The sequence below is a fragment of the Paenibacillus lupini genome, from assembly GCF_011761355.1.
GTDB classification, from domain to species: domain Bacteria; phylum Bacillota; class Bacilli; order Paenibacillales; family Paenibacillaceae; genus Pristimantibacillus; species Pristimantibacillus lupini.
In genome coordinates this window covers 1-22,353 of sequence record NZ_JAASRW010000014.1, presented here as the reverse complement: position 1 = coordinate 22,353, position 22,353 = coordinate 1, and the positions used below count along the sequence as shown (strand labels likewise).

Sequence of the window (22,353 nt, the reverse complement as noted above, 5' to 3'; positions counted from 1 at the left end):
TTATTAAGCTGATTCTTTTTGCTCGCCAACTGCTTTAACCGCAAGCGCGAAGTTGCGCATTGGAGCTTGCAGAACGCTGAGGAGCATGGAGAGCAAGCCTTCGCGGGACGGAAGTTCCGCCAGTGCTTTGATCTCTTCCGCACCTACTACTTTACCTTCAACAACGCCGCCTTTTAATTTCAGCGCGTCATTCTTTTTAGCGAAATCGTTCAAGATTTTCGCTGGTGCTACGGCATCGTCAACGCTGAAAGCGATGGCTGTAGGACCAACCAAAATGCTGTTCAGTTCTGTCAATTCCGCAGCTTCAGTAGCACGGCGAACGAGCGAGTTTTTCAGTACTTGAAACTCGATACCAGCTTCACGAAGCTGTTTACGAAGTTCAGTTACTTGCCCAACGTTCAATCCGCGATAGTCTGCAACGACAGTGCTGGAGCTCTCACGAAGTTTCGCTGTGATCACTTCAACCGCCTGTTGTTTCTCTTGGATGATTTTTGCGTTTGCCAAAACGTACACCTCCCATAAAATTTGTACATTCCGTTTTATGACAAGCTTCCTCAGCTTAGGGTGCATGAGAAAGGCCTCCACAGAGACTGCGAAGGCCATGATATATTGTTGCCGTAAAGTTAATCACGCGCAAGTCTATTTATCATAACACCTCGGTAGGGAATTAAGCCTTACGGCACCTACTGTCTACGGTATGCGTATTCGAATGTTAGTTCCGTTCTCGTTAACTTAACGGTAAACCGATACGTTAAGACGAGCACCAGGGCCCATAGTCGAGGAAACGGAGATGTTTCTCAGGTAAACCCCTTTAGCTGCTGCCGGTTTAGCACGGTTCAAAGCATCGATCAGAGACTTAAGGTTTTCATTAAGTTTCTCAGCATCGAAGGAAACCTTGCCGATTGGAGCATGGATTTGACCTGCTTTATCAAGACGGTATTCGATTTTACCAGCTTTAATTTCTTGAACAGCTTTAGTAACGTCGAATGTTACCGTACCCGCTTTAGGGTTAGGCATAAGGCCTTTACCACCGAGGATACGACCCAGTTTACCAACTTCAGCCATCATGTCCGGCGTTGCTACGCAGACGTCGAAATCGAACCAGCCTTGTTGGATTTTGTTGATCATGTCTGCATCGCCAACGAAGTCAGCGCCAGCAGCTTCTGCTTCTTTTGCTTTTTCGCCTTTCGCGAATACGAGAACACGTTTCGTTTTACCAGTACCATGCGGAAGTACAACAACGCCACGAACCGCTTGGTCTTGTTTACGAGGGTCAACGCCCAGACGTACAGCTACTTCAACGGATTCGTCGAATTTTGCTGTAGCAGCCTTCTTTACAAGCTCGATAGCTTCCAAAGACTCGTAAGTTGCTTCGCTGGAGATCAGCTTAGCTGCTTCCAAATATTTTTTGCCATGTTTAGCCATTTGAGTTTTCCTCCTTTGTGGTTGTAGCGGAAAATTCCCGATCGGGACTCCTCCCACCTACGAAGCCGAAACTTCGCTGGGCATCGCCTTATAGGCGGCCCTTGTGCAGTGACCGCAAGCGGTCAGCAGCACAATTAGTCAACGATTGTAACACCCATGCTGCGTGCAGTACCTTCAATCATAAGCATTGCTGCCTCAACGGAAGCTGCATTCAGGTCAGGCATTTTTTGCTCAGCGATCTCACGTACTTTCGCACGATTAACCGTAGCAACTTTCTTCTTGTTTGGTTCACCGGAACCCTTTTCGATACCTGCTGCTACGCGAAGCAATACTGCTGCCGGCGGAGTTTTAGTTTCGAAAGTGAAGGAACGGTCTTCAAACACTGTGATAACAACCGGGATAATCAATCCCGCTTGATCTGCAGTACGCGCATTGAATTCTTTACAGAATGCCATAATGTTAACGCCTGCTTGACCTAGTGCTGGACCAATCGGCGGAGCCGGATTAGCTTTGCCTGCAGGAACCTGCAGTTTGACCATTTTGATAACCTTTTTTGCCATGACTTAACACCTCCTTACACTGGTAATCCCAAACCTGGAAACAAAGATACTAGATCTTCTCCACTTGAGTATAATCAAGCTCAAGAGGGGTTTCCCTGCCAAACATGTTGACATGTACCTTAAGCTTCGCTTTGTCGAGTAGAATTTCTTCTATCGTACCAACAAAGTCTGCAAAAGGACCTTCTTTGACGCGCACGGTTTCCTTCAGGTCGAATTCAATCTTCGGCTTCGGTTCTTCCATGCCCATATGCTTCAGAATTTGTTCAACTTCATCTGGCATAAGCGCAATTGGCTTGGAGCCAGATCCCGTCGACCCTACAAATCCTGTGACGCCCGGTGTATTGCGAACAACATACCATGAATCGTCAGTTTGAACCATCTCCACAAGGACGTAGCCGGGATAGACTTTACGTTGAACGGTCTTTTTCTTACCGTCCTTCTCTACCACTTCTTCTTCCATTGGAACCAGAACGCGAAAGATCTTATCTTCCATGCCCATCGATTCGAGGCGACGCTCCAAATTGGCTTTCACTTTGTTCTCATAACCGGCGTAAGTGTGTACGACATACCATCTTTTTTCCATTCCAATCCACCTTTGGACCCTTCTTAAACAATCAGTTCAACTAGAGACGAGATCCCGATGTCAAGAAGCCAAAAGTAAATCGTCACAAACGCGATCGTTAGAAGTACGACGATCGAATAGCTTGTCAACTCTTTACGGTTTGGCCAGCGAACTTTTTTAAGTTCTGCCCAGCTGTCGGCAAAGAAACTAAACGTTGTTCCGAAGCTTTGCTTCAGTTTAGCCAAAAATGCCACGTCAACACCTCCAATGACTATCTCGTCTCGCGATGAGGAGTCTGCTCGTTACAGAACTTGCAAAACTTCTTCAACTCGATGCGGTCGGGGTGATTGCGTTTGTTCTTGCTGCTCGCATAGTTTCTCTGTTTGCAGTTTGTGCATGCCAACGTGATAATTACCCGCATTGAATTACACCTCCCGAACTGCTAAATACGGATTACGACGTCATAATGATATTATGTCGTCCCAACATCAACCCCAATACGAAACAAAGCCTCGCATTAAGGCCTACCTAAAACAATTTATCACACGGCATATTGCATGTCAATGGAAACATAGGCTGTACCGTAGCGAATATTATGGAAAAAAGTCGATATCGGAACTCTCGTCTCTACCATTATCGTCACAATTCCTGCTTTTATAACTCCTGTGTCAATGAATGCACCGTCCAAAGGAGAGTTAGCGTACATTTCGCGCGCAAAACATGAAAATGAGCTGTCCTCCGCCCTTGGCTTGCAGCCTGGCGGATGAACAGCTCATATAGACTCTATAAATACTTATAGAGGTTAATAGATTAACTGCTAAGATCACGAACTTCCAAGTAACGCTCTAGCTTACGCTTTACACGCTGCAAAGCATTATCAATCGACTTCACATGCCTGTCCAAATCGACAGCAATCTCCTGGTACGATCTCCCATCCAAATAAAGCATGAGCACCTTACGCTCCAGATCGCTTAGAATCTCGGACATCTTATCTTCCAGACCTACGAATTCCTCTTGGTTAATAATGAGCTCTTCCGGATCGGATACCCGAGTGCCGCAAATAACATCAAGCAGGGTACGGTCCGAATCTTCATCATAAATAGGTTTGTCGAGCGAAACATAGGAGTTGAGCGGTATATGCTTCTGTCTCGTAGCCGTCTTAATGGCAGTAATAATCTGCCGCGTGATACATAACTCCGCAAATGCTTTAAAGCTGGCAAGTTTGTCCCCTTTAAAGTCGCGAATAGATTTATAGAGTCCGATCATGCCTTCCTGCACGATATCTTCCCGATCGGCACCGATAAGGAAGTACGAACGCGCCTTGGCACGGACAAAGTTCTTATATTTGTTGATCAAATATTCAAGAGCTAGACTGTCGCCGTTACGAACCGCTTCTACGATATCCTCGTCAGAACTGCAGTCATACTCAAGCGTACTCCATTTTTTGAGGTCGATGCTCACAAACTATCCCTCCGGCCTGCAAGGCGTACGCCGCTAGATTCATATGCAACCAAACATGTATGGCTTCATTACCATAACGAACGTCTAAACTGTCAACTAAGACAAAATAGCGATATAACCCACCGTTCTCATCACTAAATATAGAGTCAGTATACATTATGTAATCTTACACCGTCAACCGATTTGCCGTTTTGAGAGAGTCGTAATACTAGTAATTATGTAATTTTATGGATGAATTAAGAGCTACTTGTCTCCTCGCCTCAGTCGTTCGAGCTTTGTACGCACCTCAAGACTAAGATTGCCGTCCAGCGTATTACGTTTTCCGGGTGAGCTTTCGCGTTCGCGCAAGGTGTGTTCAATCTGTTTTCGGTTCTGATTAATATCGATCAGAAGCTCTCTCGCTGACAGCCGAAGTGCTCCTTTGCCAAACGCAACATGCTGCTCGACAAGATCAGAAGTTGCGACGAATACATTGCGGCGTCTTGCCATCAGCTCACTTACAAGACGTTCAATGCATTCGTCTGCCGTTTCTTTCTCTTTTGTATAGAGGATCGTCAGCTTATGATGCCGATAGGTAGCCCCAAGTCCAGGCACCTGATGGGCATCAAAAATAACATATACCATCATCCCCGAAAAACCCTGATAATCAGCCAGCATGTCCAGCAGCTTGTCCCGCGCTTCCTCCAGATCAATTTCCTTCAGCTTCTCAAGCACAGGCCAGGCACCGATCATGTTATAGCCGTCCACCAGCAAAATATCATTACGCCGGTTCATCGGCTATACGCTCCGACGCTGCCTGACCACTTCGTACATCAGAACACCTGCTGCTACAGAGGCATTCAAGGAATTAAGCCGGCCGTGCATCGGCAGCTTCACAAGGAAATCGCATTTTTCTTTAATTAATCGTCCCATGCCTTTGCCTTCATTCCCGATCACAATCGCAAGAGGCAGATCAAACTTTGTCTTGTAAACATCCTGCGGCGCACTTACATCAGTACCCGCTACCCATACACCTTCTTCTTTCAAACGGTCAATGGTCTGTGCCAGGTTCGTCACTCGAGCAACGGGTACATGTTCCGCCGCTCCAGCCGATGTTTTAAGCACAGATGCCGTTAGGCCGACGGAACGGCGCTTTGGAATAATAACGCCATGTACGCCGGTACACTCTGCCGTACGCAGAATAGAACCAAGGTTATGGGGATCTTCGATCTCGTCCAAGATAAGCAGGAATGGTGTTTCGTTGAGCTCACGTGCTCTTGCAAGCAGATCCTCTACTTCTGCATAGGCAAAAGCAGCTGCCTGAGCAACTACGCCCTGATGCTGCACACCTTCTACCATCGTATCAAGCTTACGCTTGTCCACAAACTGGACGATAACGCCATGCTGTTTGGCTTCCGCCACAATCGGTTGAGTCAGGCTCTTCTGTGCGCCTTCAGCAATCCAGATTTTATTAATATCACGTCCGGAACGGAGTGCCTCCATGACAGGATGCTTGCCGGCAATCATTTCTTCTTGGTTGTAACGTTCAGTCACGCTTGACCCTCCTTCTCTTCTTGCTGTTCTTCAGTTATAGACGGTGCCATTGCTGCCGCAAATAGTTCATGCAGACGCTCAATCTGGCCCTCATAGTACAAATAGCCAACCAGACATTCCAGCGCAGTGGCCTGCCTGTAATCTGCAGGGTCGGCGTTTTTCGGTGGTGCTCCTGATTTCGTATTGCGTCCGCGCCTTACAATATCCGCTTCTTCTTCACTTAGCATCGGCTGCCACTTCTCAAGCAGCTTACGCTGAGCTTTCGCAGAAACGATCTTAGTCGCTTCCTTATGAAGGTGATGCGATTTATGGTTGGTAAGCGATACAAGGTATTGCCTCACAAGAAGTTCAAATACGCTGTCACCTACATAAGCGAGCACAACCGGATTAATAAGCTGTGTCTTCTTGGAAGGACGATGGAACAGAAGTCCCACTCCCGCTCCCGCTCCTGTTCCATCCCCTGATCCCGCTTCCTCTATATCCCCAAATTCCCGTTCATTATTGCTATTCAAAATAACACTTCCTCCAATTCCGATTCGCGGAAGATGCCTACAGGCGCCGCCAACGAATCCCTTGCGGAGTGTCCTCTAGTGCAATTCCTTTTTCCGTGAGCAGATCGCGGATTTCGTCCGCCCGTGCCCAGTTCTTTGCTTTGCGTACTTCTGTCCGCTCCACAATTAGTGCTTCAATCTCCTCATCAAGCAATTCGGCGTTCGCATCCGCTTCAGGAAGAAGGCCAATCACGGCGTTTATTTGCTCAAGTGCCTCAAGTATTGCAGTCACTCCTGCCGCCGTGGCATCCGTGCGATTCATATATTGATTCGCTTCGGTTACAAGGTCGAATACGGCCGTAATTGCATCTGGTGTATTGAAATCATCGTTCATCTTCACTCCGAACTGTGCCTTAATTTGCGCCAGTCTTTCAACAAGCTCAGGTTCGGCCGATGCGGCACCCTCAGCTTGTTCGCCAAATGCAGTAAGACGATGCTTCAAGTTCGCCGCACAGTTTGCAATCCGCTCTACACTGTTTTCCGCTTGAGTAATGGTCTCATCCGTGAAGTTGAGTGGGCTGCGGTAATGCGTCGACAAAATGAAATAACGAATGGCAGCTGGCTTCACCTTCTTCACGAGCTCACGAACAGTGATGCCATTGCCAAGCGATTTGGACATTTTCTCATTGTTAATATGAATATAACCATTATGCATCCAATAATTCGCAAGAGGCTTGCCAGTAAACGCCTCAGATTGAGCTACCTCGCATTCATGATGCGGGAACTGCAGGTCATGACCGCCACCGTGAATGTCCAGCGTATCTCCCAGATACTCACGAGCCATTGCCGAGCATTCTATATGCCATCCTGGGCGCCCAGGTCCCCAAGGACTTTCCCAGTTAATTTCACCAGGCTTAACACCTTTCCATAAAACGAAGTCCTGCGGATTCTCTTTACGATCACCAACTTCGATCCGGATGCCGAACTGAAGCTCCTCCAGATTTTGATGAGACAACTTGCCGTAATCCTCAAACTTCGAAGTGCGGTAGTAAACGTCACCTTCACTTGCATAGGCATAGCCTTTGTCGACAAGGCCTTGAATAAACGCAACGATAGATGGGATATGCTCGGTAACTCGTGGATTGATTGTCGCCTTATGCACACCAAGTGCAACAATATCTTCGTTGAATGCATCAATGAACTTATCTGCAACTTCAGGAACCGTCAATCCAAGCTGCTCTGCCTTGCGGATCAGCTTATCATCTACATCCGTAAAGTTCACAATATAATTAACATCATACCCTGCGTATTCCAGGTAACGACGTACAACGTCGAAGAAAATAACCGGACGTGCGTTGCCGATATGAATATAGTCATAGACCGTTGGTCCACATACGTACATCTTTACTTTTCCCGGCTCCTGCGGGACGAACGCTTCCTTGGATCGGGTCAGCGTATTATAAATTTGAACATTCATGATCTCGTTTCTCCTCCAGCTACAGGCTGCCGAAGCTTCTCTACCTCGGACTTTAAGCCATTAATTTCTTTTTGCATTTCGCGGAACATCTCGATGACAGGGTCCGGCAGCTGTTTATGATCCAGCCGATCTCCAACCCGCTCACCGTTCCGCCTAACGACTCGTCCTGGATTGCCAACTACTGTACAGTTATCCGGCACTTCACGAAGGACGACGGCATTGGATCCAATATTCGAATTATCGCCAATACTGAACGAGCCTAATACTTTTGCACCTGATCCGATAACCACGTTGTTGCCGATCGTTGGATGCCGCTTCCCTTTTTCCTTGCCGGTCCCCCCCAGAGTAACACCTTGATAGATGACAACATCATCACCAATCTCGCATGTTTCCCCAATAACAATTCCCATCCCGTGGTCAATGAATAACCGATGTCCGATCGTCGCTCCCGGATGAATCTCAATGCCTGTCATAAAGCGGCTAAACTGCGAGACCATACGTGCAACGGTAAACCATTTTCGGCGGAACAGCATATGAGCGATCCGATGAGCCCATATGGCATGCAGGCCGGAATACGTAAAAATGACTTCGAATCGGCTTCGCGCCGCGGGGTCGTTCTCAAATACTGCGTTAATATCTGATCGAAAATGGCGAAACATGTGATTTCTCCTCTCCCGGCAATAAAAAAAGCCTCTGCAGCATATAAATGCTGCAGAGGCGGGCGTGTAACGTCGCGGTTCCACTCTGCTTGAACGAACCAGATCATATACCGCTGCTGCGAGAGCTTCGGCATGCCATATCCGGCTGTCCGTCTTAACGCCTGTAACGTTGGCTAACGTTGCTGCCTACCCCGCTCCGCCATCTTCGGTATACGAAGTGGAAGGATACGGATCGGAACAAAGCTCCCAGGTGCATTCTTCCGTCTCCGAATTAGACAATTCCCAGCCCACATGAGTAAGCCCATGCTGATTGTCCTCTCTGTAAATCCGGCTAAACGTACTTTTCCTGTTCACGGCTTTTTCGAAATTCATCAAATTGTAATTAGTATCAGTATAACGAATCCCTATACGGGTGACAAGGGAATAATCCCCTGGCTTGTTCAAACCTGCCCAGCTGATAAATTAAGCCAGACGGTTGTTAAGGCGGTTAATGACCTTATTTCTGCCAAGCAGAGCAATCGATTGGTTCAAATCAGAGCCATGCGTTTGGCCGGTAAGTGCTGCCCGAATTGGCATGAACAGCTGCTTGCCTTTGAAGCCTGTTTCTTTTTGAACCGCTTTAATCCAATCTTTAATGCCGTCAACTGTAAAGGCCTCAGCATCATTTTCTTTAACCTTCGTAAGGAATGCTGCAAGTACTACCGGTACTTGCTCTTCAGCAAGCACGACAGCTGCTTCCTCTTCATCCACAACTGTTTCAGCGAAGAACAAATCCGTCAGGGCAACGATATCCGAAGCCGCACGAAGTTTTTCCTGATACAAGGCAGCTAGAGCCGTAACCCAAACACGTCCAGCTTCATCCAATTGCTCCGCAACGCGTCCAGCCTTTTGCAGATGCGGCAGACACAGATCAACAAGACGATCCAAATCAATTTTTTTCAAGTACTCCCCGTTCATCCAGCTAAGCTTTTGCGTATCGAATACGGCCGGGCTTTTGCTCAGACGTTCAGCTGTAAATACTTCAACTAGTTGATCGTGTGAGAAAATCTCCTGCTCGCCTTCTGGTGACCAGCCAAGCAGTGCGATGAAATTAAATAACGCTTCTGGCAAATAGCCCAGATCGTCATATTGCTCAATAAACTGAATGATTGACTCATCGCGTTTGCTAAGCTTCTTACGACTTTCATTTACGATCAAAGTCATATGAGCAAACTTCGGTGCTTCCCAGTTAAGTGCTTCATAGATCATCAGCTGGCGAGGAGTGTTGGAGATATGATCTTCGCCGCGCAGCACGTGGCTGATTTTCATCAAGTAATCGTCAACAACAACTGCGAAATTGTACGTTGGGATACCGTCCTTCTTCACAATAACGAAGTCGCCCATCTCAGTCGTATCGAAGCTGATTGAGCCCTTCACCATATCGTCCCATGCATAGGTTTTGTTTTCAGGCACACGGAAACGAACGCTTGGTACACGGCCTTCCGCTTCAAATGCTTGGCGCTGCTCTTCCGTCAGATCGCGGTGGCGTCCAGAATAACGAGGCGTCTCGCCGCGGCTTGTTTGCTCTTCCCGCTCCTGTTCGAGCTCCTCTTCTGTGCAATAGCAGCGGTATGCCAGACCGCGATCAATCAGGTCCTGCCAGTACTCTTTGTAAAGATCAAGGCGTTCCGTCTGACGGTACGGCCCGTAGCCTCCGCCGATATCTATGCTCTCATCCCAGTCCATGCCAAGCCATTTCAAATATTTCAGCTGGCTTTCTTCCCCGCCTGCCACGTTACGCTTCACATCGGTATCTTCAATCCGGATAATAAATTTGCCGCCTAGGCTGCGTGCATACAAATAATTGAATAAGGCCGTTCTTGCATTACCAATATGTAAATGACCCGTTGGCGACGGCGCATAACGGACTCTAATTTCTTGTGTCATAATGAATTACCCCTCTCGTATATCTTAAAACTGTTACTTGATTATACCATCCTTAATTAAGCAAACAACCGACTGCGATGCAATTCCTTCGCCTCTGCCTGTAAATCCGAGTTGTTCAGTAGTTGTTGCTTTCACGTTCACTTGCTCCACATCCGCTTCCAGCGCACGCGCGATAATCTCAGCCATTTGTGGGATATAAGGTGCCATCTTCGGTCGTTGCGCAATGATCGTAGAATCACAATTACCAAGCTTATAGCCTCGCTCCTTCGCAAGCGCCCATACCTGCTCCAGCAGCTTCAGGCTGTCAGCGTCTTTAAATTCTTCAGCCGTATCTGGGAAATGCTTGCCGATATCTCCTAAGCCCAGCGCTCCCAAAATAGCATCCGAAATGGCATGAAGCAGCACATCTGCATCGGAATGACCAAGCAATCCTTTCTCATAAGGAATTGTGACGCCCCCTATAATACATGGACGCCCCTCCACCAACTGATGTACATCAAAGCCTTGTCCTACTCGAATCATTATTCCTGCTCCTCTCTCCTGCGTTTCTCTAACAATAACTCTGCCCATGGCAGATCATCCGGCGTTGTAATCTTAATATTCGTATAGTCGCCTTCAGCAATAACGACAGGTGCCCCCATCCGTTCAACCACCATCGCATCATCCGTCCCGAGGAACAGCTCATCTACTGCGTGCTGATGCGCTTCCGTCAGCAAATCACGACGAAAAGCTTGCGGCGTTTGTATCGCCCACAAGCTTCGGCGGTCTGGGGTTGAAATGATCAGACCTGTGTCATCTACCTGTTTAATTGTATCCTTAACCGGCACGGCAAGGACGGCTGCCCCGCTTTGCTCCGCTCTTTCGCAGCAGGCACGTACCGCCTTAGGGGTCACAAGCGGCCGAACGCCGTCATGTACCATAACCCATTTCGCATCCGGAGACAAAGCCTTGATCCCGGCAAATACCGAATGCTGACGCTCGCTTCCTCCTGCTACAACAGCCGTAACTTTCCCAAGCTTGTACTCCTGCACCAGCATGCTGCAGCGCTCAACATCATCAGCGCCTACAACAAGCGCTATATCGGCAATCTCGTCCATCGACTGGAACAGCTCCAAAGTATGGACGAGAATCGGCTTTCCATGCAGCGGCAAATATTGTTTGCTTTCTTTGGTTCCCATTCGCGAACCGCGTCCGGCCGCGACGATAACCACTCCCCAATGTGCATTCATCGCTTAAGTCTCCTTGTAAAATAGCTACTCCCTACTATACAAGGTTACAGCGCTTTTTCCAACAGCTTCGGCTTTGCAAATATCATTCGGCCAGCTGAGGTTTGCAGAACACTCGTTACCAGCACTTCCATCGTGGTGCCGATATAGTCACGTCCGCCTTCGACAACGATCATCGTGCCGTCATCCAAGTAAGCGACACCTTGTCCATGCTCTTTGCCGTCCTTAATAACTTGTACGATAATTTCTTCTCCGGGAAGGACGACAGGCTTCACTGCATTTGCCAAGTCGTTAATATTAAGAACCGATACCCCTTGCAGCTCGCAAACTTTATTCAAATTGAAATCATTCGTGACGACCTTGCCTTTAAGTACTTTAGCCAGTTTGACCAATTTACTGTCCACCTCGCCTATTTCTTCAAAGTCTCCTTCGTAGATCAGCACTCGTACATCAAGTTCCTTTTGAATTTTGTTCAAAATATCGAGCCCGCGGCGACCCCGGTTACGCTTAAGCAAATCGGAAGAATCTGCAATATGCTGCAGCTCCTCCAGCACGAATTCTGGTATGACCAGCGTGCCTTCAATAAAACCGGTTTTGCAAATGTCCGCGATTCTACCATCAATAATAACACTTGTGTCCAAAATTTTATGTTCCTCAAAACCACTTGTTTCATCCACCGCTGGCGGAGCTTTACGTTGTTCCAACATAGCAGAAGCTGCATCAAACAGCTCGTCCTTCTTATACCACCCAATTCTGAGTCCCAAATAACCGAAGAAGAGCGACATTGCAGCTGGAATAAGCATGCCTGGACCGCCAATTTTGGATACTGCGGGATACAGTAAAACGGATAAGAGCAGCCCTGCAAGAAGACCTCCGCCCCCTGCCATCAGATCTCTCATTGGCATCTCGGCCGTTTGCTCGACTCCACGCTGCATAAAGCGAATAAGCCGACCTGCTACCATTGTTGCCACTAGAAGACCAAAGAGTGCCCCAATCGCGAAATAATACAAACTTGTTCCCTGCCAAATACCAAGCGACGATTGCGACCAGCTTTCCATGCCATTTGTTTTTCCTTGTACTTCTAAACCTGCCAAACCGCCAAATAATAGTCCGACGATCTGAATCATACGTCTCATCATAAATACCACCTCCATTACAATTATGTTCCAATAATGGGCGGGCTAACCCTGTGCTCATGAATGATTTTTCATTTTGAAATGATGGCAAGGTATGCTTATAATGGAATTAGCAATTATAGCAGATGAAGCTGATGAAAGAGGTGGAATCGATGAGCGCTCCTACGCTGGAACAATTTCAGCAGCAAGTGTCGGAATTATTACTTAGACATCGAAGTTTGCTTGATGTCATGTCCAAGTTCGGTCAGTCCGGTGCATCCGTTAACCGCGCAGTTACAAAGGCCGTCACGGATTGTGGTTGTATTGAGCTCAATGCACGCAAGCAAGAGTATTCAGATGAACCTAATCTCGAGAGTGCTAAATCTACGCTTCAAAATCACATTTCCGGCCATGTATGTGAATCATGCCGCGACGTGCTCAAATCCGAGCTCGGACGCAATCTGTTCTACATGACCGCGATGTGCAATCTGCTTGATATTGAATTAGACGAAGTTCTCGCCAAAGAATACGACAAATGCTCAACACTCGGATTATTTAACTTAACTTAGATGGAAGTAAAAAAGGAGCTGTATCCTTTACTCGTCAAGACGAGAATAGGGTACAGCTCCTTTTTATTCTTTTAAGCAATCGTCTCCGACTGTACGTTTTCGTCTTGAGCCTCTTGGGCGCGGCGTTTACGCACACGTTTCTTCAGGCGGCTATCAACGTTTTTTTTTAAGCCATAAAGCGCATATAACAACATCGGTACAAAGATAATTTTTGATAATTGGTCAGGGAATTGGATCCCAAGGAAAATCGCCAGCGCCACTACAAATGGAATCGCCCAAATGGCACCCTTGGAAATACCGATTTTTTTGAAATTAGGATACTTAATCGTACTAACCATCAATAGGGAAAGCACAAGTGTGCTCGCTAATAAAACCGAAACTGTAATATCGTCATGGAATAGCGCAAGTGTAGAAACCACGCCTCCGGCAGCAGGTATTGGAAGACCGATGAAATAACCTGGTTTCCCGGGTATAACATTAAATCGGGCAAGCCTCAAAGCGCCGCAGATTGGGAACAACGCGGTAATAATCCAAGCAATGGCTGGGTTAAGCTCCTGAAAGGCAACAACATACATAATAAAAGCCGGCGCAACGCCGAACGAGATCACATCGGATAATGAATCGAGCTCTTTGCCGAACTCGCTTTGCACATTCAGTGCACGTGCTACACGGCCGTCCACACCGTCAAGCAGCATCGCAATAATAACCATCATCGCAGCTGTTTCCGGCTTTTCATTAAACACTAGAATGATGGCGGCTATTCCAAGGAACAAGTTCCCGACCGTGAGAAGGCTCGGTATCGACTTAGTGATCATCTATTCCACCTCTTCTCTACTATGCCCTAAAACCGTTTACTAATGTATGATCGTAATACGGTACACATTCCATCCATTGTATGAGATTTAAATTTGTCTGTCAATGAACATCTGCTCTTGGATCCGTTTCAAGCCGTCCTTAATAGCACGTGCCCGAACCTCCCCAATTCCGTCCACTTCGTCAAGCTCATCAATGGTTGCCATCAAAATATGAGGCAGACGAGCGAACCGTTCAATGAGGTTATTCATAATAATTAATGGAAGACGTGGAATCTTATTCAGCAGTCTGAAACCACGTGGAGATACCGCTTCCTCTACCATTGCTGCCGTGTGGGTGTAACCCAGAAGGCGAATAATTGGAGGAGCATCGAGTAAATCTTCAGCGCTTAACTTCTTGAGTGCAACCCGGATTTCACGAATTTTATCATCGGAGTTATCTTTCGCATAATCTTTAAGCAAGTACCAGGCATCTTCATCCACACCATTTACAAGCTCATCCATCTGCATCGCGATCAGGCGTCCTTCAGTACCAAGCTCCGTTACGTAACGCTTAATCTCCATTTTGACCCGAAGCACCATCTCAACACGCTGAACAACATGTGCCACTTCCTGCAGAGTGACCAGCTCTTCGAATTCCAGAGCAGACAAATTCGTCAGGGACTGGCTGAGTACGACCTTATATTTCTCCAGCGTCTGAATCGCTTGATTAGCCTTCGTCAGGATGACGCCCATTTCTTTCAGTGAATAACGCAGATTGCCTTGATACAGTGTAATGATATTCCGGCGCTGCGAGATTGATACGACAAGCTTACCTGTCTGCTTCGCAACCCGCTCCGCCGTACGATGGCGGATACCGGTCTCGATTGAGGATATCGAGTTATTCGGGATAAGCTGTGTATTGGCGTACAAAATACGCTTCATATCCTCACTGAGGATAATCGCTCCGTCCATCTTAGCAAGCTCATACAAATAGTTTGGCGAGAAATCACAATTAATGGAGAAGCCTCCATCAACGACTTCCATCACTTCGGGACTATACCCTACAACAAGTAGCGCGCCCGTTTTGGCTCGAAGTACATTATCAAGCCCATCACGGAACGGGGTGCCTGGTGCGACTAACTGCAAAAGCTGATTCATTATTTCTAGCTGACTTTGTTCCTTCATCATTTGCCCCCTATCCAAGTGCTGCGGACAGCGCTTCTGCTACCGTACTCACGCCGATTATCTCAATGCCTTCTGGTGTCTTCCAGCCTTTCAAGCTCTTCTCCGGCATAATGACGCGCTTGAAGCCAAGCTTCTCTGCTTCCTTCACCCGCTGCTCGGCACGGGACACCGCGCGCACTTCGCCTGTTAAGCCGATCTCGCCGAAAATAACATCATACGGCCGAGTCGGTGCATCACGAAAGCTTGATGCCAGCGATACAGCAGCAGCTAAGTCGACAGCTGGCTCATCCAGCTTCACGCCGCCCGCTACATTCAAATAGGCATCCTGCGTTTGTAGAAACATACCGATCCGCTTTTCTAATACTGCAATAATTAAGGCCATCCTGTGATGATCGATCCCTGTAGACATCCGACGCGGCGACGGGAAATTTGTTGCTGCGACAAGTGCCTGAAGCTCAACGAGCACTGGCCTTGTTCCTTCCATGCTGGCTACAACCGTAGAGCCGGATACACCAAGCGGACGCTCGGACAAGAACAGCTCTGAGGGATTGAGCACCTCACGTAAGCCATCTTCACCCATTTCAAAAATGCCGATCTCGTTCGTGGAACCGAAACGGTTCTTAACCGCACGAAGCAGCCGGTATGTATGATGGCGTTCGCCTTCGAAATAAAGCACACAGTCAACCATATGCTCCAACAAACGAGGGCCTGCAATCGCGCCTTCCTTCGTTACATGCCCAACAAGTACGGTTGCAATGCCATTAATCTTAGCCACACGCATGAAATGCGCTGTACATTCCCTAACCTGCGCGACGCTGCCTGGTGCCGACTGGACACTAGGATCATAAACCGTTTGGATTGAGTCAATGACAAGAAAGTCCGGCTGAACCATATCGATTGCGTCATTGACCTGCTCCATATTCGTCTCACAAAGGACAAATAGTGATTCCGTCAAAGCACCAAGTCGGTCAGCGCGAAGACGCGTCTGACGAACGGATTCCTCCCCGGAAATATACAGCACCTTCAGTCCTTTTGATGCCAAGGCATGCGAAGTTTGCAAGAGCAGCGTTGATTTCCCGATACCAGGATCACCACCTACCAGAATCAGCGAGCCCGGTACAACGCCTCCGCCCAGCACGCGGTTAAGCTCCTGCAACGTGGTTTCAATACGCGGTTCCTGCCCACTTTCTATATGTATGATGGATTGCGGCTTTTCTTTCGTCTGAGCCACACGAAGACCAACACCTTGTGTCTTAATTACGGTTTCTTTTTCTTCCACCATCGTATTCCAAGACTGGCAGCCTGGACATTTGCCAAGCCATTTCGGCGATTCCGTCCCACATTCCGTACATACAAACTTCAACTTTATCTTTGCCATACAAGGCTCCTTTTAACAAGCGTTTCCATTTAAAAGTTTACCATTTTATCGGTGGGGTATAAACCCCTTCTTACGAACTAATGTACGGACAAGTTACCAATAGCAAAAAGCCTCCCCTGCTCCGTGAGTGGAATAGAGAAAGCTTTCGTTGAAGTTAGTATAAGAAGAATATTAGAAATTATACCTTTACTGCTTCCCGGGATACCAGGATTTGATGGGTTGTCAGGTGAGAGCCGAGCATAATACGCTCTCCTTCACCCTCTTGCGGACTAGATGATTTGCTGCCTCGATGGGCATGTGCCTGGCGGAAGGAATCACTGTTTACCCAAGCCTCAAAGGAAGCTTTATCCTCCCAAGTCGTGCATACCTTCAGCTCATCATACTCGATGAGCCCTTCCGTCAACATAACCTCCATGCGTACAAAACCTGGGGATTGATCAACGCCTTTCGTTTTTTGGAAACGTCCAGCAACCTCCTCGCCATGGCCCTTTTTCACTTTTATCGTATTCGTTACGACGATCATAATCATTCCTCCATCTAACCAAATCAATCTTCTATCAGTCACTGAATAACTTTAATAAAATGTATGTTATATCAAGCATATACGATAATGATTATCATTGTCAAATAGACAATAAAACCAAGGCTGCCCGATAAAGGTGTTACCCTTGCTGGACAGCCTTGGTCTCAAATTATTTATTTAGCAGCTGGCTCCTCGGAGGCAACTTCTGTTTTCGTTACCGTCAACCCGCCATCTTTCTCATCGATGACGAAGGAATCACCTTTACGGATATTACCGAGCAGCAAGTCCTCAGACAGCCGGTCTTCGATATGCTTCTGGATTGCACGACGCAGTGGACGTGCACCATATTGTGGATCGAAGCCTTCTTTGGCTAGGAAAGCTTTTGCAGCATCTGTGAGGTTGAAATCAACCTCTTGCTCACGAAGCCGTTTACGAAGCTCGTCGGACATCAGCGTTACGATTTGAGCGATATGCTCTTGCTCCAGCGCGTGGAACACAATCGATTCGTCGATCCGGTTCAGGAACTCCGGACGGAAGCTTTTCTTAAGCTCTGCCATTACTTTGTCTTTCATTTGAGTGAATTCACGGCCAGCATCGTGTACAGCCGTAAAGCCAAGTGATGAATTACGTTTAATTTGATCCGCACCTACGTTTGACGTCATGATGATCAGCGTATTACGGAAATCGACTACTCTGCCTTTGGAATCGGTCAAGCGACCATCTTCCAGTACTTGCAGCAGAATGTTGAATACTTCCGGATGGGCTTTCTCAATCTCGTCAAGCAGGACAACGGAATATGGTTTGCGGCGTACTTTCTCGGTCAATTGACCGCCTTCTTCATAGCCGACATAACCTGGAGGCGCTCCGACGAGACGGGAAGTCGAATGCTTCTCCATATATTCCGACATGTCGATGCGGATTACCGCATTCTCATCACCAAACATCGCTTCAGCAAGAGCTCGGGCAAGCTCGGTTTTACCTACACCAGTAGGGCCGAGGAAAATAAACGAGCCGATTGGACGCTTCGGATCTTTCAGACCTGCACGGGCTCTGCGAATGGCCCGTGATACGGATTTGACCGCTTCGTCTTGACCGATAACACGGTCATGAAGGATCGATTCCATATTGAGCAGACGCTCGGTCTCTTCCTCTGCCAGCTTGCTAACCGGAATACCAGTCCAGCTCGCTACAACCTGTGCGATATCCTCTGTCGTAACTTCGGAATCGGTACGGCCTTGTTTCTCTTTCCATTGGTTCTTCGTAATATCGAGCTCTTCACGAATCTTTTGCTCCGTATCACGAAGCGCTGCTGCCTTCTCGAATTCTTGGCTTTGAACCGCGGAGTCTTTTTCCTTGCGGATATCATCCAGACGGTTCTCCAGCTGTTTCAGGTTAGGCGGTACCGTATAGGAGTTCAGTCTTACCTTCGAGCTCGCCTCGTCGATCAGGTCGATCGCTTTGTCCGGCAGGAACCGGTCTGTAATATAACGGTCAGACAGTTTCACCGCTTGAACGATTGCTTCGTCCGTAATTTTTACACGGTGATGAGCTTCATAACGGTCACGGAGACCATGCAAAATTTGAATCGCTTCTTCCGGCGACGGTTGGTCGACGGTAATTGGCTGGAAGCGGCGCTCAAGAGCGGCATCCTTCTCAATGTACTTGCGATATTCATCCAGCGTTGTGGCACCAATACATTGCAGTTCACCACGCGCAAGCGCAGGCTTCAGAATATTGGAAGCGTCAATCGCGCCTTCTGCACCGCCTGCACCAATCAGCGTATGCAGCTCATCAATGAACAGGATGATGTTACCCGCTTGACGGATCTCATCCATAATTTTTTTCAATCGGTCTTCGAACTCACCGCGGTATTTCGTACCGGCTACTACAGAGCCCATATCCAGTGTCATTACACGTTTGTCACGCAGCGTTTCAGGGATCTCGTTAGCGATAATCTTTTGTGCGAGACCTTCAGCGATTGCCGTTTTACCAACACCAGGCTCACCAATCAATACCGGGTTGTTCTTCGTACGACGGCTCAGCACTTGAATAACACGTTCAATTTCTTTGCTGCGGCCGATAACCGGATCAAGATTACCTTCGCGTGCATAAGCCGTCAGGTCTCTTGCTAATCCATCCAGCGTTGGTGTGCTCACATTCGAAGGTGATCCATGATTGCTAGATACCGCTTCGCTGCTGCCAAGCAGCTGCAATACTTGCTGACGAGCTTTGTTCAGGCTGATGCCGAGGTTATTAAGAACCCGAGCTGCTACGCCTTCACCTTCACGAATCAGACCAAGCAGGATATGTTCTGTACCTACATACGTATGGCCAAGCTTTCTTGCTTCATCCATCGACAGCTCAATGACTTTCTTCGCACGCGGCGTATAAGCAATATTCGTTGGTTGTTCTTGCCCACGACCAATTAATGCTTCTACTTCATCTTGAATTTTCTCAAGACCAAGACCAAGCCCGATTAATGCCTTCGCTGCAATACCTTCCCCTTCGCGAATCAGGCCAAGTAAAATATGCTCTGTACCAATATTATTGTGACCAAGACGAACCGCTTCCTCCTGCGCCAAGGCAAGTACCTTTTGCGCACGCTCTGTAAATCGTCCAAACATCATGTTTCATGCACCCCCATGCTCGGTTTGACCCCGCAATTGAATGCGGATTAATTCAGCCCTGCGGTAATCCCGCTGTTCAGCACTCATCTTTTCGTTGAACGTCTGCTGCAAGAACCCTGGCTGTGTCATAACAATTAACTCATTTAAAGATTGTGACGTGATGTGTTCCAGTAATCCCAGATCAACACCTAGCCTTACATCGGACAGCCGCTGTGCGGACTCTTTGGAGTCCATAATCGTTGCATAAGATAAGATGCCGAATGACCGTTTCACCCGATCTTCGATCCGCATACGTGATTCGGATAAAAGCCTTTGGCGAGCGGACTTCTCATGCTCGATAATCTGCTTAGCTACACCATGCAAATTATCAATGATCTCGCTCTCGGACTGTCCAAGCGTAATCTGGTTCGAGATTTGAAATATATTGCCAAGCGCTTCGCTGCCTTCCCCATACATCCCGCGGACAGCGAGCCCAACCTGCGTAACCGCTGATAAAATGCGGTTAATTTGCTGTGTAAGCACCAGTGCCGGCAAATGCATCATTACTGATGCGCGTATTCCAGTTCCTACATTTGTTGGACAAGTGGTCAAATAACCTCTTTGTTCATCAAAAGCGTAGTTCGCTTCTTCCTCGAAAATATCATCGATCTGATTAGCCAGTGTCCAAGCCTCTTTGACTTGAAAGCCCGGGTAAAGACATTGGATACGAAGATGATCTTCTTCGTTAATCATAATACTAATCGATTCATTTTCGCTTAAGATAACCGCCCCTCCGCGTGACTCATTAGCCAGGTTGGGACTAATCAAATGTTTTTCGACCAATACCCGTCTTTCCAGTTCGCTTAGCTCCGATAAAACAATCGTATCGAATCGGCCAATAGGATCCAGCTTATCGGAATGTCCAATAGCTGTCAGCTGATTCATGACATCAATCGATTGCTGGTTGGTTGCAAGCATCGGGAACGGAAAGTGCCTTAAGTTTCGCGCAATGCGTACTCGGCTGCTAATGACGATTTCGGATTCTGGACCATCTCCCTTCATCCAATCGCTTAACGCTTGTTGTGAGAAACGACGACTCGCCAAGAGTAACCCTCCTTCGTGCGCCTTACAGATCTACTATTTTACGCTCCAGCTCACGGATTCGATCACGAATATGAGCCGCGCTTTCAAATTCTTCTCGTTCAATGCGGCTTTGCAAATCACGCCGCAGCTTTTCAATCTCTCGCTTGTACTGAATTTGGCCACCGGAACGTTTCGGAATCTTCCCTACATGTACCGCATTACCATGTACCCGTTTCAGCAATGGATCTAACTTGTCGGCGAATTGGCGGTAGCAATTGCTGCATCCAAATCTGCCGAGCTTGCTGAATTGCGCATACGTTAATCCGCAATTTTCACAACGGATCATTTGCTGTTGCTTGGCGCTGTTCGTGCCACTGGAACTACTCGGATCGAAATCGAGAAGGCCCGACAGCAGACTGTGAATGGAGAACCCGTTAGGAGCGCCGGGAATTCCTTCCCCACGTTCTCTAGCACAGGATTCACAGATGTGAAATTCGGTTTTTTCACCGTTCACGATTTTCGTAAAATGAAGCGTTGCCGGCTTCTTGCCGCATTCTTGGCAAATCAAGCCGAATCCCCTCCTTCCGGTGTAACCTTCTCAGGCGCTTATTTGGCTAATAAAGTTATCAGCATGGAGCGCAGTAATCTGGCTCTAATCTCATCGCGAAGCGGCAGCATAACAGCAATGGTCTCACGATCAACAGCTGCACGAAGCAGGTTCGCTTCACGTTTCGTTATTAGCCTTGCCTCTTCCATCTGATAAATAAGCCCCTCCGCTACACTTTGTTCGACACAATCGCCAATCGTCTGATGGATATGGTATTGGATCGTCTTAAGTGCCGGCAAATCTACCCGCTGAATACGGATATAGCCGCCGCCGCCGCGCTTGCTCTCAACCATGTAACCCTTCTCCAGTGTGAATCGGGTACTGATTACATAATTAATCTGCGACGGAACGCAGGAAAACTTGTCTGCCAGTTCATTGCGTTGAATTTCAACAGCGCCTTCCGGGCTTTCCTGCAACATTTGCTTCAAGTACTGCTCGATGAGATCGGAAATGTTACGCAAATTTACCAACCTCCTGGCGACATGAGCTGTGGATGCATTTGTGGAAAAATGCTGCCCCAACTGACTTTGACTTTCTTTGACTTTAACCTTATTATACGCAAAAATCAGGAAAGGTCAATACATGGAATTTCAATTTTCTGATAATTTAAAACTCGCACTATCGCCATTATCTATCATGGTGCGGATTCATCTTATTTATACACAGTAAACCCTTGTCACACTCAGCTGCAGCTGCATTTTGTCACACTTTACTCACACTTGTGTATAAACGTTGTGTAACCAAGAAAGCTTCTTTAATTGTTATTCAACAAAATTCAGGTGTTTGTAAACAGGCTGCGGATAAAAAGGGGATAGAAATAGATCATGTTCAGCTTCTATCCACTGGTTATTCAGTTATCTCAGTGCTGCTAACGTTAGTGATTTTGAACTTATGCACAATCATTAAATAATTCGGCAGATAAGTTGAAATTGAGTGACTATTCACATGTGGATAGAAAAACAAAAAAGCAGCTTAATCCTAGTGGGGATCAGCTGTTAGGGATGTGGATGAAACGTTGATAAGTGCTGTGGATAAGACAAAACAAAAAGCCTGCCGCGTAATGCGACAGGCCCCTCGCTGCTTGGCGACGTCCTACTCTCCCAGGACCCTGCGGTCCAAGTACCATCGGCGCTGGAGGGCTTAACGGTCGTGTTCGGTATGGGAACGCGTGGT

The 22,353-nt window shown here is 47.5% G+C and carries 25 protein-coding genes, 1 rRNA gene and 1 other annotated feature; of the genes, 1 reads left to right on the top strand and 25 read right to left on the bottom strand.

Features of this window, described 5'->3' with window-relative positions; genetic code table 11:
* Positions 1-3: 3 nt before the first annotated feature.
* From rplJ to FHS17_RS29150, 16 genes are all read right to left on the bottom strand, one after another.
* On the bottom strand, positions 4-504 hold the full coding sequence (rplJ, locus tag FHS17_RS29225; protein ID WP_167282826.1) for a 50S ribosomal protein L10: 501 nt from the start codon (positions 502-504) through the stop codon (positions 4-6).
* 57 nt (positions 505-561) lie between these two features.
* Positions 562-714: a sequence feature (ribosomal protein L10 leader region), on the bottom strand.
* A gap of 18 nt (positions 715-732) precedes the next feature.
* On the bottom strand, positions 733-1,425 hold the full coding sequence (rplA, locus tag FHS17_RS29220) for a 50S ribosomal protein L1 (protein ID WP_167282824.1): 693 nt from the start codon (positions 1,423-1,425) through the stop codon (positions 733-735).
* A 134-nt stretch (positions 1,426-1,559) separates the two neighbouring features.
* On the bottom strand, positions 1,560-1,985 hold the full coding sequence (rplK, locus tag FHS17_RS29215; protein ID WP_091190677.1) for a 50S ribosomal protein L11: 426 nt from the start codon (positions 1,983-1,985) through the stop codon (positions 1,560-1,562).
* A gap of 49 nt (positions 1,986-2,034) precedes the next feature.
* Positions 2,035-2,568, bottom strand: a complete 534-nt coding sequence (gene nusG / locus FHS17_RS29210; RefSeq protein WP_091190675.1) for a transcription termination/antitermination protein NusG — start codon at positions 2,566-2,568, stop codon at positions 2,035-2,037.
* A 23-nt stretch (positions 2,569-2,591) separates the two neighbouring features.
* On the bottom strand, positions 2,592-2,801 hold the full coding sequence (secE, locus tag FHS17_RS29205) for a preprotein translocase subunit SecE (RefSeq protein ID WP_091190672.1): 210 nt from the start codon (positions 2,799-2,801) through the stop codon (positions 2,592-2,594).
* 17 nt (positions 2,802-2,818) lie between these two features.
* Positions 2,819-2,968 (bottom strand): 50S ribosomal protein L33, encoded by a 150-nt coding sequence (gene rpmG / locus FHS17_RS29200; RefSeq protein WP_015847242.1) that lies wholly within the window; start codon positions 2,966-2,968, stop codon positions 2,819-2,821.
* 389 nt (positions 2,969-3,357) lie between these two features.
* Entirely contained in the window at positions 3,358-4,008 is a 651-nt protein-coding gene (gene sigH / locus FHS17_RS29195) for an RNA polymerase sporulation sigma factor SigH (RefSeq protein WP_091190671.1), read from the bottom strand.
* A gap of 243 nt (positions 4,009-4,251) precedes the next feature.
* A complete protein-coding gene (locus tag FHS17_RS29190; protein ID WP_167282822.1) occupies positions 4,252-4,782 on the bottom strand; it encodes an NYN domain-containing protein in 531 nt (176 codons plus the stop codon).
* Between the two features lie 3 nt (positions 4,783-4,785).
* Positions 4,786-5,514 carry a 23S rRNA (guanosine(2251)-2'-O)-methyltransferase RlmB gene (rlmB, locus tag FHS17_RS29185; RefSeq protein ID WP_091190770.1) on the bottom strand — a complete coding sequence of 243 codons (729 nt, stop codon included), beginning with the start codon at positions 5,512-5,514 and terminating at the stop codon, positions 4,786-4,788.
* Positions 5,515-5,537: 23 nt separating this feature from the next.
* Positions 5,538-6,053: a Mini-ribonuclease 3 gene (locus tag FHS17_RS29180; RefSeq protein ID WP_208420625.1), complete on the bottom strand. Its 516-nt coding sequence runs from the start codon at positions 6,051-6,053 to the stop codon at positions 5,538-5,540.
* A gap of 37 nt (positions 6,054-6,090) precedes the next feature.
* A complete protein-coding gene (gene cysS / locus FHS17_RS29175; protein WP_167282820.1) occupies positions 6,091-7,509 on the bottom strand; it encodes a cysteine--tRNA ligase in 1,419 nt (472 codons plus the stop codon).
* Positions 7,506-8,213, bottom strand: coding sequence for a serine O-acetyltransferase (cysE, locus tag FHS17_RS29170; protein WP_341805944.1), 708 nt, complete (start codon positions 8,211-8,213; stop codon positions 7,506-7,508). The genes cysS and cysE overlap by 4 nt, the downstream gene beginning before the upstream one ends.
* A gap of 417 nt (positions 8,214-8,630) precedes the next feature.
* Positions 8,631-10,094: a glutamate--tRNA ligase gene (gltX, locus tag FHS17_RS29165; protein ID WP_167282816.1), complete on the bottom strand. Its 1,464-nt coding sequence runs from the start codon at positions 10,092-10,094 to the stop codon at positions 8,631-8,633.
* 33 nt (positions 10,095-10,127) lie between these two features.
* Positions 10,128-10,616, bottom strand: a complete 489-nt coding sequence (ispF, locus tag FHS17_RS29160) for a 2-C-methyl-D-erythritol 2,4-cyclodiphosphate synthase (RefSeq protein WP_167282814.1) — start codon at positions 10,614-10,616, stop codon at positions 10,128-10,130.
* Positions 10,616-11,323 (bottom strand): 2-C-methyl-D-erythritol 4-phosphate cytidylyltransferase, encoded by a 708-nt coding sequence (gene ispD / locus FHS17_RS29155; protein WP_167282812.1) that lies wholly within the window; start codon positions 11,321-11,323, stop codon positions 10,616-10,618. The genes ispF and ispD overlap by 1 nt, the downstream gene beginning before the upstream one ends.
* 44 nt (positions 11,324-11,367) lie before the next feature.
* Positions 11,368-12,459 carry a PIN/TRAM domain-containing protein gene (locus FHS17_RS29150; RefSeq protein WP_167282810.1) on the bottom strand — a complete coding sequence of 364 codons (1,092 nt, stop codon included), beginning with the start codon at positions 12,457-12,459 and terminating at the stop codon, positions 11,368-11,370.
* Between the two features lie 149 nt (positions 12,460-12,608).
* On the opposite strand from FHS17_RS29150, the gene FHS17_RS29145 reads away from it, so the two are divergent.
* Complete coding sequence (locus FHS17_RS29145) at positions 12,609-13,004, top strand: nucleoside triphosphate pyrophosphohydrolase family protein (RefSeq protein ID WP_167282919.1); 396 nt, start codon at positions 12,609-12,611, stop codon at positions 13,002-13,004.
* Positions 13,005-13,075: 71 nt separating this feature from the next.
* On the opposite strand, the gene pssA is transcribed toward FHS17_RS29145, so the two are convergent.
* The 9 genes from pssA to rrf form a co-directional block, all read right to left on the bottom strand.
* The gene (gene pssA / locus FHS17_RS29140; protein WP_167282808.1) at positions 13,076-13,819 is read right to left on the bottom strand and encodes a CDP-diacylglycerol--serine O-phosphatidyltransferase; all 744 of its coding nucleotides are present in this window, start codon (positions 13,817-13,819) and stop codon (positions 13,076-13,078) included.
* Positions 13,820-13,906: 87 nt separating this feature from the next.
* Positions 13,907-14,983, bottom strand: coding sequence for a DNA integrity scanning diadenylate cyclase DisA (disA, locus tag FHS17_RS29135; RefSeq protein ID WP_167282917.1), 1,077 nt, complete (start codon positions 14,981-14,983; stop codon positions 13,907-13,909).
* A gap of 10 nt (positions 14,984-14,993) precedes the next feature.
* The gene (gene radA, locus FHS17_RS29130; protein ID WP_167282806.1) at positions 14,994-16,361 is read right to left on the bottom strand and encodes a DNA repair protein RadA; all 1,368 of its coding nucleotides are present in this window, start codon (positions 16,359-16,361) and stop codon (positions 14,994-14,996) included.
* A 178-nt stretch (positions 16,362-16,539) separates the two neighbouring features.
* Positions 16,540-16,884: an antibiotic biosynthesis monooxygenase gene (locus FHS17_RS29125; RefSeq protein WP_167282804.1), complete on the bottom strand. Its 345-nt coding sequence runs from the start codon at positions 16,882-16,884 to the stop codon at positions 16,540-16,542.
* A 173-nt stretch (positions 16,885-17,057) separates the two neighbouring features.
* Positions 17,058-19,511, bottom strand: coding sequence for an ATP-dependent protease ATP-binding subunit ClpC (gene clpC, locus FHS17_RS29120; protein WP_167282803.1), 2,454 nt, complete (start codon positions 19,509-19,511; stop codon positions 17,058-17,060).
* 3 nt (positions 19,512-19,514) lie between these two features.
* A complete protein-coding gene (gene mcsB, locus FHS17_RS29115) occupies positions 19,515-20,594 on the bottom strand; it encodes a protein-arginine kinase McsB (RefSeq protein WP_167282801.1) in 1,080 nt (359 codons plus the stop codon).
* A gap of 22 nt (positions 20,595-20,616) precedes the next feature.
* Positions 20,617-21,141: a protein-arginine kinase activator protein McsA gene (gene mcsA / locus FHS17_RS29110; RefSeq protein WP_167282799.1), complete on the bottom strand. Its 525-nt coding sequence runs from the start codon at positions 21,139-21,141 to the stop codon at positions 20,617-20,619.
* Positions 21,142-21,179: 38 nt separating this feature from the next.
* Positions 21,180-21,641, bottom strand: coding sequence for a CtsR family transcriptional regulator (locus FHS17_RS29105; RefSeq protein ID WP_167282797.1), 462 nt, complete (start codon positions 21,639-21,641; stop codon positions 21,180-21,182).
* Between the two features lie 618 nt (positions 21,642-22,259).
* Positions 22,260-22,353: ribosomal RNA gene (rrf, locus tag FHS17_RS29100) — 5S ribosomal RNA — on the bottom strand; the annotation flags it as partial.